The following is an 11895-nucleotide window of genomic DNA, read 5'->3' as shown; positions in this document are numbered from 1 at the left end:
GAAAAATTAATAAGAAACAGTCAGAAAATCGGAAGCTAGATGAACAAGATCACTCTTAACAGAATAAATTTCTTTGATTATGTTTATGTAATTTATAAATATAGAAAACCAACAGAAGAAGAGCTCAAGTTTGCTGCGCGTAACAATATTCTGAATATTTATCTATCACGAGGAGTAGAATGCGGAATTAAAAAAGTAATACCAAGCGCCTTTGGTGCTGCAAAACATATGGCTGAAGTTCACATTGATAATGAACTTGGAAACAGACTTTCCAATTTCCTTGAGACTGAGGATGAATTCAAACAATGGGAAAAAAATATCCCAGAAATTACACCAAAGGAATTGGATCAATATCAAAATAGCTATGTAAATTCTGACTTATCCGCAGTTAACAGAGAAATATTAGAAAACAAAACAATTTTAACCTACGGGCAGGAGCTTTTCCATGGAGGTCGCTGGGACGGGCTGGTGGGAGAGATCAAAATTACAACCCGGCCATTATCTACAACTTTTTGTCCCCAAGTCGCCCTCAGAGAGGCAGATCACCTTGATAAGGCTTACAACGAAGAACGCATTGATATTTGCGTTCTAAAGATCATGCACGATGACATACACGCGTATGCGTTTGGGAATGAAGGAAACCACGGAAACGAGAAAGAAGTTTTATTAGAAAATAACTTGATCATAAAGAAAATTTCTGAAGAAAAATTTTGCGACGACTATAAATGCTATGTTCACCCTAATAAAGAAAAAATTATTCCAGTGTATGTTGTTGTATTGGAAGTTAGAAAGTAGCTATATTATTTATCAATAATACTGCCCATTTGTAGACGTGCCATCCCGGCGCATGTAGTCCCAGATTTTCCCCGGCCCCGCATCGTTGATGACCGGGTCTTCAGCCATGCGCTGCAATTCCGGATCGGCCCTCAGATCGAGCGGGAGCTGGCGCGGGTTGGTTATGCCCAAGGGGTCGTCGGACTGCCAGTAAGCGCATTGAGAAGCTGCGCTTGTGAAGGTCGTAGGGGTCCAGTTGGCACCGCCGTAGCGCATGGCATGCCGAACGCAGGCGATATCAGACACGGGATTGCCCATAATCCGCGCCTTTTTCGTATGCGCGTTGAACAGCGCCCATTCGCGTTGGCACTGGATCTGGTGCGGATCACAGTCCAGACGTGAGTGTCCGTGTATTCCAGCGCAACCAGACAGGGCAAGAAGCGACAGAGCGGCGAGGGGAGTGAAGCGCACGAATTGAATATGCTCCTCCACTCATCCTGTGACTACCACTATTGCCATTGATATAGGGCGAACGATCACTTCTCTGCAAAAACCAGTGTTTTTGCATTATTGTGCAGCGCTTTAACAGCAGTATGCCTCTCGCGGTCGTTCAGTAGAGAAAACCCGACTGGCCCCACGATTGTCGTGAGTGTGTCAGGCGTGTGAGCCAAGATCTTTGACAATGCAACAGGGGAGAGATAGCGCCTTTCTGCGAGATCCCGGATCTCCTGTGCAGCCTGCGTGAATTCGGCGGTGGCGCTACTTGCTGGAATCTCAGCGGGCTCAACCGCGAATATTTCCCAAGCGCTTGCCCTAACGCGATTATCCGCAATCTCGCCCACTTGGGTTTTTTCGTCACAGGACTCCGCACAAAAACATGTCGTCTTGTCCCACGGACGGACCGAAAATGAGTTCTTGTTGCGTTTGCTTGTGAGTCGAACGGGGATCGCCGGTCGGAAAACGTCATCCTCTCCAACGCTGATTTTGATCGTGCGGTCCGGGGAGATCAAAACCCCAGCAACGTCAGTACCCAACGATGCCGAAATTAACACCAGATCGGAGAATTGATTGCCGTCGATGTGCCGCGATGCGGCATGGCATATTTCGCCAGTACGCACGTCAACGCAGAGATACGTGTCCCAGTGGGTTTTGATACGACTAACAGAAAACCCTTTCAACGAGTGCTCTGCAAGCCCAGGGGCAGACGTCCACCCCATTCGATAATGAACGTCACGTGCATGGTCAGAAAGGTTTTTACTGACGTCTACGCGGCAATTGGGCCTGTCCGATTCCAAGAATTCATATTGGATACGAAAGTCTTTTTTCGACAAATCCCGGAATGCGCCAGCGCACAGATCCTCTTTTAAGGTTGAGTAAACCTCAAGGAATTTCTCTTTATTCCGATCATACAGAGATTCGTAAACGAGCCCCTCGTCAAGCGCAACAAAGTCGCTGACACCCATGGATGCATTGTGCTCGTTCGTCAGAACCCGCTTCACAAAGTGGGACAAGCTTCTGAGCTTGAAATGAAGAATGCGCCCTTCGCGCCATGTGCATTCGTTGTCCACCACGCCGCCGCTATTGTGCCAAACGATTTTCTCACCGTCTGGCAATGTGTAGCGATCGTCTGAAACCGCAAAACGGTGAACATCTATGAAGCGGTTCTCTACAGCCTTGGGTCTGACAAAGCTTTTGATATGCCGGCTATCGATGCAGTCGGCAGGGGAGTGGTAAAAATATGAGAAAGGTGACGGGCGCGGCGGCGGCCGGAGATGGCCGGAACTACCGTAGTTACACCAGTTGAACCCAACGGCGTCAGCGTCAGTGCGCTGGCCCAGCAACTCAGCAAGCGTATCGCAATTTTCGAGATAGACGTACTCGTCCGCGTCGAGAAAGCCGATCCAGTCATAGTTATCGGCCTCAGATCTCAGAACCTGCTCGTAGCAGGCCTGCTGCCTGACCACAAAGAAATCGTCTGACTCTGCGAGGCTGGAAACCTGCACATCGTAATGTTTTGCTGCGGCTTGAAGGACTTCGAGGGTTCCGTCGGTAGAGGAATCATCGAATGCAAAGACGGTCGTACAACCCAAGGAGAAGTGCCAGGCGAGCCAACTTAATATTTCTGAAACTTCATTTTTGACAATCAAGACAATCGCAATACGCACGTTCACTCCAATGTCACCTGTCTGGCGATTGTGTGAATGCTAATCTTAGGAACTTCATATGCCGTTTCCCTAGTAACTCTTTGGGAAAGAATAAACTTTATTAACTTCAAAAAACGACAATATGAAGTTCAAAATCAAAGCCGCAGGCCAATCGCCCTTGCCTAGTAAAATCTTCTATCTCCAGATTAAGTCGTAATAAGTTTACCAAGCAAACATTTTTAACAAAGCGCGCCATTAATAAAACGTTAAAGTCAGACCTCTAGGCCACTCTCTCAGCCTCGCTTCCGTGCGCGTGGATCAGCGATTTGATTGCCGTCACTCTTCGGCGCCAATTAAGAGGACTAATAGGCAACTGGGGTTAGCGGCCGCCACTAACCCCCGGCAGGGATGCTCCAGCCCAAGAATCATACATCCCGTTGCTGGCGCGGCTTTCTTTCCGCGCATTTGAGGTCATCTTGGCCTCAATGTGAGGAACCAGGACGGAGGCCACCTGCTGGCCGCCGATCTGTAGGTTCACTTGGATGGGTTGGCCTGACGTTGCTTTTTCAGGCGTATGGAAGAGCTGAAATGGATCAAGCTTATCCTTCCACGTCAGGTGATAGTTAGGGTTGTCGTACCCGTATTTATGGTCAAGGTTCAGAGCCCCATGAGACAGGCTATAAGACGCCCCCGCAGTTGCGCCCGCTGCTGCGCCCCATGGCCCTCCGACGCGCGCTCCTCCTGCGGCACCAAGCAAGACAGGCCACAGCCAACTTGGAACAATAGCTACCGCCTTACTCATAAGTGTTGCGGCCCCAACCATACCCTTTGCAAAGTCCCCAGCTTGGGTGGCAAGGCGGCTCATGTCATTAGGGTGGGCCGCCATGTATGCCGACGTGTTGTTGAGGGCATCGGTCAGACTGTTCAGAACTTTGATTCCCGGTCCCTGCGCGAACTGACCCAGCGAGAATTCAAAGCGCTCCCATGATATTTCCGTCCGCTGCTGCGCGGCTTTGGAGCCATTTTCTAGAGCAAGGATAGATGCTGTAGCGCTTGTTCTACGAGCTGCGGCTGCCTGCCGAGCAACATTCCCGCTTGCCCCGTAAGTCTCATTGGCTAAATCTCCAACGTTCATGCGTTGTATATGGCCGACAAGCTCCGGATGCTTGGGCATTAATGGATCTAGATGGTCCGTAATCCACCCGATGGGGTCAGTGGACACGCGCTGCCAGTCACGAAACCTTCCGTCCTTACCAATCAAGCCTAGACTTTTGAAATAGCTAAGTTCTTTAGGCTCCATTCGCGGATGATCTCCACCGAACAGGTTCTCAAATGAACGGACCTGCATGCCGGCCTTGCGAGGATTTATGTCGATGAAGTGCGCAAGGTTGAACATGCCAGTATCGCTCATCGTCTGAGCAGCTGTGCCGGCAGAACTGGCAAACTGAAAGAAATTCTTTCCCTGCATGAACTGCCGATTGGCAAAGATCATGCCCATAGCGGCATCCGTGGACGCATTGGCGCGCCCTGCATCGAACTGTCCTGTAGCAGGATTATAAAACCGATTTGAGATATCCTGCGCCCGCACAAAGTTCGCGCTTTCTCTAAGCGCAGCGGGGCCATCCTTTCCAAGAAGCTGGAAAGAGCGGTCAACGCGGCTCAGAATATCAGCGATTACAGGGACTTCCCCCATCCGTCCGCCCGACAAATCATAAGCTTCCGACACAAGCGTGGCTGAATCCGGGGCGTTGATATACGGGTTTGTCCGCCGAATGCGGTCAGCCTGTGTCCGCAACGCGGCAATATTCACCTTGGGGTCGCCAGACATGGACAAAAACGTCTGGTCGTACGTTCCCGCCTGTTCAAATCCCGAACTCAGGACGTGCCAGCCGAGATACCCAGCGAACATCTCCGGCAACGTGAGAACATGATGCTCACGGGGAACGCGCAGGTTCCCAACCGCACGCACGCCTGTCATTGATCCGGTCCGCGCAGCCTTCACGGCGGTGCGGGCACCTCTACGCATCTTGGACCAGCGGGACTCCCGCGGCTCGCTGCCTTCAAAAAAGGGCTCGTCCTCGATACCTTCCTCGGTTACGCCGACGCCCGGAATGATGGCCAGGCCACGCTGTGGTCGTGAAGGCGGCGGAGGACCGTAAGGTGATCCTACCGGGATGCCCGCTCCTCCCAAAACGCCGTTGCCGGGCATTCCCGCCGTAGACGTGCGCATATTGGCCGATGGATCATACGCAAGGCGCAGATCAGGCGCGGGAAGCAGCAGTTGGCCACGAGCGTTTGTCTGCTGAGCCGCAGCAGTTGCCGCCGCTGCCATTTCAGCGGGAGAAGGCCGACTGGAAGTGCGGGCAGAAGATGCTCGATCGCTGGCCGCCGAAGAGCCGCCGCCAGAGGAAGCTGGGCGAAACCGTCCAGACGCAGACGCAATATCCCGCGCTGCCTTCGCGGCCCGCTCGAGATCGGACGCCAACCCACCAGCAAGCCGCCGAGCGCCACCAAGGGACGAAACCATGGAGACAAACCCCATGTTGACGTCCTTCTGGCGCTCCAGAATCCGGTCCATTCCACGCAGCATCTCCCCAATCGGCCCGGAAACTTTCGTTGCATCCGCGACAAAGGACACGCCGATCTGATAGGCTTCAATGCTCATGATGATTCCTGAAAGAAAATGTGGTTAGGCGCCGTTATCGAACTGGCGGTGCGAAAGAGGGCACTGGACTGATCGTGCTGCTGGCGATTATCGCCGCTATCTGTGTTGCAATCGCGCTTCTGGGCATTGCCATAGGCCTCGCAGTTACAAGCATTGCCCTACAAGCGCTGTGGTGGTCATGCCGGGTCACATGGGCGGAGTTCACCGTTCAGAAGTGGCCGGAATTCCCAGAACTCTTGGTCTTTAAGGCAATCGCAGCATGGGAAGATGGCAGTCAGCAGCCAACTTACGCCCCGGTGAGCGCGGGCTTAGTCAAAGCAGCGACACGCTCAGGTTTAGCATTCGAAGTTGAGTGCGCCGCTGTGTTCCGCTCTCGCGGATGGCACGTTACGACGACACCTACATCAGGGGATCACGGCGCTGATCTAATCTTGCGTAATGGAAGCCGGATCATTGCCGTCCAGTGCAAGAACTACAAAGGCAGAGCAGGGAATAGAGCCGTTCAAGAGATTTACGCAGCTCGGTCCTATTACAATGCGCATGATGCCGTTGTGATTTGTCCGGGCGGCTTCACAAGACACGCGGAACAGATGGCGTCTCGTATCGGTGTACGGCTGCGGACTGCTCCATAAAAAAAGCCGCCCGGTGAGGGGCGGCTAGAAAACACAACCCGGCTTTGGGCGTGCCCGAATTTCATTTATGCTGACTAAGGCGCTTGATTGGCTCGCCATTGACCCGACTCTTCCGGGTGGCTCAGTAATCATTCGTAACAGAATGATCCCCCGGAGTTCACGTGAGTATCGATCTTAGCCAGCACGAGGCTGACCTGCTATTTCATATGGCTAAGGTTCGCGAAGATGAGCACGAGTGGGAACTGTCAGCCGGCCAGACTCGCATAGAAATTCCGCTACTGTCAGATGATAAATCAGAAAAATTTATCCTTGATATCAGGCGGCATAGGCTCAACCTTCTCAAAGGCACCCTGCAAAATCGGGCTCGCGGCTGCATCATCCTGGCCAGACTTGATTATGGCGGCGCGCCCCATCGAAATCCAGACGATCAAGAGATTCCATCTCCGCACCTTCACGTCTATAAAGAAGGATATGGAGACAAGTGGGCACATCCCATCGATCCTCATATGTTTTCAGACACTGAGGATCATTGGAAAACCCTTAATGAGTTTCTGGAGTACTGCAACGTAACCGAACCACCCCGTTTTAAGAGAGGGCTGTTTACATGACTGAAATTAGCCAACTCGTTGATGGGTACTGGGAGTGGCTGCGTGACAAAACTGCTCTGAAAACAGTAGGGCAGTGGACTGAGATAACGACACCATATCTCGATCACCATAACGACTACATACAGATATATGCGCGCGCAGAGCCTGACGGTTACATTTTAACGGATGCGGGGGATACCCTGGCCGATCTGGAGATGTCCGGATGCCCTGTGAGTCGAGGTGAAAAAAGACAGGAGATCTTCCGCACCATCCTGAACGGTTTTGGTGTCAAGGAAAACAATGGCGAGTTGCGTATATCCGCTAACCGTCAGAACTTTTCTCTTCGCAAGCATAACCTTGTGCAGGCTATTCTGTCGGTAAAAGACATGTTTATGCTGGCCTCTCCAACAGTTGAATCTGTGTTTTTGGAGGACGTTGCGTCTTGGCTTGACGCTGCGGATGTGCGCTATACGCCAAACGTAAAATTGACTGGAAAGACTGGCTTTGATCACAGGTTTGACTTTGTCATACCAAAGTCAAGGAATGCTTCGGAGCGTATTGTACAAGCTATCAACGTTCCTGGAAAAAATTCGTCTACTAGTTTGATTATGAGTTGGATGGACACAGCGGAAACGCGCCGCGTTTCCGGTCACTCTGATACAAAGCTGTATGCAATCCTGAATGATAGATCTCATAAGATTCCCAACACTGTACCCGAGGCGCTGGATAGCTACGGAATAGGCACAATTCGTTGGAGCCAGAGAGCGCAATTTATGGCAGATCTAGCCGCATGATCTTCCTCTATTTCGTCACGGCTGCGGCTTGGTAGAACCGCCCCGAAGGGCGGCAAGCCTCAATGATCGGCATCAGCCCCAGAAAGCAGACCACCTGATCCGTCCACCAGCGGCGGCGTAACCTTTCCGCGCACGAGCCAATAAACGATCCCCAAAGCCAGCACTGCGCCCGAAAGCGCGGCCATCTCCTGCACGTTGACGCCGTTCAGGTCGAGTACGATGAACTTCCGGACTGTCGCCATCATGCCAATAAGCAGGACCGACCGCATCCGGGCCATGCTGTGTGCCTGACCGCCTGGCATCACCAGAATTGAGTGCTTGAACTCCAGTGCAATCAGCACTGTGAAGAACATGCCGAAAAGAGCTTGAAGCAAGACCGGGTTCGTTGGTTCCAGTCCTGTGCTCAGCACCATGCGGACGACTGCCGCGACAACATGCAGCAATCCGACGCAGGCCACGGCGGTAATGCACAGGGTTAGTATGAGCATGGCCGCTTCTTCGAATAGGTCGAAAGCGCGCGCCAGTTTCAGAAAACCGGGAATATTCTTAATCATAGCTGGCAACACATCTCCGTGAATGAGGGAAGATCGTACTGTCAGATTGTGGTTTCGGGAAGGTGAGAGCGGAGACGCATAAAGCCGCCCTTTGTGTCGGCTTTACAGTCAGAAAGCACAGGTCATCATCATTTTTTTCGCTCTCAGCACGGCAATTTCAGACGTGCTATATCGCTTATGTTACTAACTATGGAGCACGGTCGTGCAAGACACCCTTTCCCCCTCTCAAGTATCCCTCGCTGTCATATTTGCCTGGTCCGCACTAGTCTGCGTAATCACCGGGCTGCACATGTGGCTATCCCTATTCAACCTTTGTGGTGGGCTGACCTTTATGGCGGTTGGCGCGTTCTTTGGCACAATAATGCTAGCATTGTGTGTTGCTGAACATTGAAAAGCCGCCCCGAAGGGCGGCTCCATAGTCATGCAGCGACTAGGCTGCGTTTAGGCGCTCGGGCGGTGCGACCCTTCAAAGTCTCACCCCCGAGAAAAGCCCCTTCGTGCTGAACCTTCACGGTAGCCACCACGAACCCAAGGCAGAACTTCGCAAAGTCCTCCAGCGAGTATTCCAGAGGCTCAACCCCCGGCTTCCGCTCTCGTGTTTTCGGGTCAATGTCCCGATCAGGCCAGAGTAGCGCCAGCTTCCCACCGCAGTTCTGGACCTGATACACATTCTGGAACGGACCATTCGCCACGACGTACAGTCCTTCCTGAACGAAGCCGCGAACCTCCTGCCAGATCACATAGTCCCCGCGCCGAAGCTCGGGGTAAAGACCATTGTGATCAATCCGCATGAACCGGTTCTTCGACCCTGCGGCTCCCGCCAGCGCCAGCGCGCTCATGACACTCCCTCCGGCTTCTTGGCGAAAGGGCGAGGGGCGTTCACCTCCTGCTCAATGAGAGGAACGATTGAGGCTTTCCACTTCAACTGCCGGACTGGCGTTCCGTCGCTGTGCTTCTTGTTCGTATCTTCCATTACAGCATACGGTTCACCCTTGGAGGTGGGTACCCACGCATCAGCTTTCCCGATGCTCTTCTTCGTCTGAAAGCCCAGATAAGACAGGACACCGTTGATACGTTGCGGCCCATGATTGCCCAGACGCTTGCCGATAGCAGTAGGCGTCAGAGGATGGTCGGTCTCATGAGCCAGCAGATGGGTTGCGCCTGAGTTCTTGAGCAGGTCAATTCCAGTTGTTTCCTTGACCTGCCGGTTTGCGGACAGAAGTGCATTGTTCTTGTCCATCCCGCTCAGCTTGTTGACGTACTGGAGCGAGCGAAACAGCCCGACTGCCTCACGCATCTGCTTGGGCGTGACCTTCCCCGATAGGGTCGGCACCGTCACCAGATCCTCATGTCCCTGCATTACGAGAACCGCATCATTTACGCGCTTGCGAATGAAAGCCGCAGCCTCGTCCTCGGCTATGCGAAGTATGGATATGGCCTTGCTCTGGCGGTCATTGAGTGAGGGTTGTTGGGTGGCTGGCGCCTCGCCTTTCATCATAGCAAGGAGGGCGCGAAGGCACTGAACGTGGAAGGCGGGGCTGATCCACTGGGCATAGGCCAGGATCAGTTCTTCGGAGCCGTAGGTGCCTTGATTAGAGCCGCCTTTCACCGAAGAAACGGGCGATGCGGGATTTTCCGCATCGGTCAGTTCCGCAACAAGAGCCTGCGCCTGGTCATTGCGGAGCCATTCGCCCGGTCGTTTTCCCGGCTCACCGCCCGATGCCTTATGGCAATCGTTAAGGCAGTACCGGCCTTGCGCATCTTGACGGATTGCAGTGGAAAGAATGATCAGAGATGTGTTATTCGTCACTTTCGTGTTCCTTCACTGGTTCACTCGGAGACGGAAGAGGGCAGGCCGCCAAGCAATGCCTCTTCCGTCTTTTCTTTTTCCATTTCCTGCCGAAGCAAGAAGATCACATGCGCGCCGCGGCTGCGCTGCGCCTTGGGTGCCGTCTTATCGAGCCAATCTCTGACGTCAGGCGGCATGGGTATTTTGAAGTGGGTTTGTTGTGTCATGCTCTCCTCGTTGCTTACGAGCAAAACATGACCATTTATTACCCATGGTCGTCAAGGTAATTTTTGACCATAATTGGAGCATGACCGAATCCGCTCCTGATACATGGTTCAAACTTCGCCTCAGCGGCCCACTAAGGGCGCGTCTTGAGGGAGAGGCGTCCAAACGTGGCATCACGCTGACTGCCGAGATATTGCGCCGAATTGAAGAAACATTTTCTGATACGTCCGCTCGTTTTGATGCGCTTGAACGAGAAGTTTTCGATGGTCAGAAAGGTAACGAGAACCTATCTAATCTGTTCAAGGCGATGTATTCCGAGTTGCGTCATCAGCGTTCTCAAGTACAAAATCTTGAGCAAGAACTTCTTATCTTGCAAGCCCAGTACGCACAAAATGATCCTTCAATGGAAATGTAGGCGCAAGCATCCGCCATTGACCCGAATCTGCTCTATCGAGAAGGGTATTCCCCAAAGCTAGATCCAAAAATATTTGGAGGGAGAGGAGGAGTAGCGCCATTTGTACTGGAGTATGAATTACGAAGCATGGCCTGTTCTACATAGGCACCCATATACAAAATTGAAGAGGAGATTTTTAATAATATATGCATTCTAGTAACATAGAAATAGATAATCTTCACTCATAATACAGGTGTTCTAATGCTAAAAAAAATCTTCAAATACACCTCGTGCGTATTTTTTTCTCTATTTTGTCTCGGTGTGATCGGACAATTTGTTTCTCCAACAAGAAACTTTAGTAATTATAGCTCGGCACAGCCGCGCTCAGACATTGAAAGCGAAAAATTTCCCATTTCGGGGCAAGCCAACCTAACTTCTGCACAAAACAATGCAGTAAGATCCGCAACAAATTACTTGGAGATGACGGGCTTTTCACGCGCTGGACTTATCCATCAGTTATCATCTGACGCAGGAGAGGGTTACTCAGTAGCCGATGCTACCGTTGCGGTGGACAGCCTGACTGTAGACTGGAATGAAAATGCAGTTCGGTCGGCCAAACAGTACCTTGAAATGTCAGGATTCTCCTGTAAGGGCCTAATCCACCAATTATCCTCATCAGCTGGGGAAAAATATACATTAGCCCAGGCAACTTACGGTGCCCATAAGGCTGGAGCTTGCGGACCAACGTGAATGGCCGGCCCCGCAACGCCGGTGCCGATATCACGGGGCGGTCTAACCCGCGTTACCCACCCAAAAGCCATCCGTCACCTGATCCAACTTGACCCCGAAGCCCTAAACGAAGCCCACAAGGAGTAAGAACGATGCGCCATTGGTTGCTTTTTATAGGAATAATAACAGCACTTTCGGTGAGCGATGCCGCAGCGGCGCAGACAGTAACTACTCCAAGTGAGCCAGGGCTTCCCAAGCGCCCCGGAACCTGCGTCTTTACTCACATCAAGTCCGTCGAAGAGCGCCTATCAGATGGCAATAACCAATGGGTTGCAGGATCCGGCTCCGCTGTTGCTCTGACCAACGGCGGTTATCAGGTCTCCTACGATCAGCTTCCTGAAGTAGACAGCGCTCATTCCGGCGATCGAGTAATGATGTGTCTGGTGGCGCTTCCGACCGACTGCCCGACAGGCGATGACCGAGGAAAGGTCTACACGACAACCGACCTTCGCACGATGAAATCATGGACGCTTCCTGATTCGGAGCACGAGTGCGGAGGGGCTTGAAGTGGAGAAGAAAGACTAAACCATTTCCCTCCATCCCAAACT

General features: G+C 52.2%; 14 protein-coding genes. 7 read left to right on the top strand and 7 right to left on the bottom strand.

Annotated features, from left to right (window positions below):
* Nucleotides 1–39: 39 nt before the first annotated feature.
* Entirely contained in the window at nucleotides 40–795 is a 756-nt protein-coding gene (locus tag GFR01_RS12625; RefSeq protein ID WP_099182743.1) for a hypothetical protein, read from the top strand.
* A gap of 12 nt (nucleotides 796–807) precedes the next feature.
* Here the strand turns inward: GFR01_RS12625 and GFR01_RS12620 are convergent, their stop codons facing one another.
* The 3 genes from GFR01_RS12620 to GFR01_RS12610 form a co-directional block, all read right to left on the bottom strand.
* Nucleotides 808–1245: a hypothetical protein gene (locus tag GFR01_RS12620; RefSeq protein ID WP_145994579.1), complete on the bottom strand. Its 438-nt coding sequence runs from the start codon at nucleotides 1243–1245 to the stop codon at nucleotides 808–810.
* A 65-nt stretch (nucleotides 1246–1310) separates the two neighbouring features.
* Nucleotides 1311–2939, bottom strand: a complete 1629-nt coding sequence (locus GFR01_RS12615; protein ID WP_167384264.1) for a glycosyltransferase family 2 protein — start codon at nucleotides 2937–2939, stop codon at nucleotides 1311–1313.
* Nucleotides 2940–3297: 358 nt separating this feature from the next.
* Nucleotides 3298–5583: a hypothetical protein gene (locus GFR01_RS12610; RefSeq protein ID WP_099182740.1), complete on the bottom strand. Its 2286-nt coding sequence runs from the start codon at nucleotides 5581–5583 to the stop codon at nucleotides 3298–3300.
* 20 nt (nucleotides 5584–5603) lie between these two features.
* Between GFR01_RS12610 and GFR01_RS12605 the strand changes: the two genes are divergently transcribed.
* The 3 genes from GFR01_RS12605 (at nucleotide 5604) to GFR01_RS12595 (ending at nucleotide 7596) form a co-directional block, all read left to right on the top strand.
* Nucleotides 5604–6215 carry a restriction endonuclease gene (locus GFR01_RS12605; RefSeq protein ID WP_167384263.1) on the top strand — a complete coding sequence of 204 codons (612 nt, stop codon included), beginning with the start codon at nucleotides 5604–5606 and terminating at the stop codon, nucleotides 6213–6215.
* A gap of 161 nt (nucleotides 6216–6376) precedes the next feature.
* Entirely contained in the window at nucleotides 6377–6823 is a 447-nt protein-coding gene (locus GFR01_RS12600) for a DUF6978 family protein (protein WP_099182738.1), read from the top strand.
* A complete protein-coding gene (locus GFR01_RS12595; RefSeq protein ID WP_099182737.1) occupies nucleotides 6820–7596 on the top strand; it encodes a DUF1828 domain-containing protein in 777 nt (258 codons plus the stop codon). The genes GFR01_RS12600 and GFR01_RS12595 overlap by 4 nt, the downstream gene beginning before the upstream one ends.
* A 59-nt stretch (nucleotides 7597–7655) precedes the next feature.
* Here GFR01_RS12595 and GFR01_RS12590 read toward each other — a convergent pair whose 3' ends face one another.
* The 4 genes from GFR01_RS12590 to GFR01_RS15560 all read right to left on the bottom strand — a co-directional run bounded on the left by GFR01_RS12590 (nucleotide 7656) and on the right by GFR01_RS15560 (nucleotide 10166).
* A complete protein-coding gene (locus GFR01_RS12590) occupies nucleotides 7656–8150 on the bottom strand; it encodes a phosphate-starvation-inducible PsiE family protein (RefSeq protein WP_099182736.1) in 495 nt (164 codons plus the stop codon).
* A gap of 419 nt (nucleotides 8151–8569) precedes the next feature.
* Nucleotides 8570–8989 carry a hypothetical protein gene (locus GFR01_RS12585; protein WP_099182735.1) on the bottom strand — a complete coding sequence of 140 codons (420 nt, stop codon included), beginning with the start codon at nucleotides 8987–8989 and terminating at the stop codon, nucleotides 8570–8572.
* Nucleotides 8986–9960: a KilA-N domain-containing protein gene (locus tag GFR01_RS12580; protein WP_218016664.1), complete on the bottom strand. Its 975-nt coding sequence runs from the start codon at nucleotides 9958–9960 to the stop codon at nucleotides 8986–8988. The genes GFR01_RS12585 and GFR01_RS12580 overlap by 4 nt, the downstream gene beginning before the upstream one ends.
* A gap of 20 nt (nucleotides 9961–9980) precedes the next feature.
* Nucleotides 9981–10166, bottom strand: a complete 186-nt coding sequence (locus tag GFR01_RS15560) for a hypothetical protein (protein WP_145994578.1) — start codon at nucleotides 10164–10166, stop codon at nucleotides 9981–9983.
* A gap of 80 nt (nucleotides 10167–10246) precedes the next feature.
* Between GFR01_RS15560 and GFR01_RS12575 the strand changes: the two genes are divergently transcribed.
* From GFR01_RS12575 to GFR01_RS12565, 3 genes are all read left to right on the top strand, one after another.
* Complete coding sequence (locus GFR01_RS12575; protein ID WP_145994577.1) at nucleotides 10247–10579, top strand: hypothetical protein; 333 nt, start codon at nucleotides 10247–10249, stop codon at nucleotides 10577–10579.
* A gap of 240 nt (nucleotides 10580–10819) precedes the next feature.
* A complete protein-coding gene (locus GFR01_RS12570) occupies nucleotides 10820–11308 on the top strand; it encodes an Ltp family lipoprotein (protein WP_099182733.1) in 489 nt (162 codons plus the stop codon).
* Between the two features lie 176 nt (nucleotides 11309–11484).
* Entirely contained in the window at nucleotides 11485–11853 is a 369-nt protein-coding gene (locus GFR01_RS12565; protein WP_145994576.1) for a hypothetical protein, read from the top strand.
* Nucleotides 11854–11895 lie beyond the last annotated feature (42 nt).

The sequence above is a fragment of the Gluconobacter frateurii genome (assembly GCF_002723955.1).
GTDB lineage: Bacteria > Pseudomonadota > Alphaproteobacteria > Acetobacterales > Acetobacteraceae > Gluconobacter > Gluconobacter frateurii.
The sequence above is the reverse complement of the archived record's forward strand: the minus strand, read 5'-3'. Positions and strand labels throughout refer to the sequence as shown.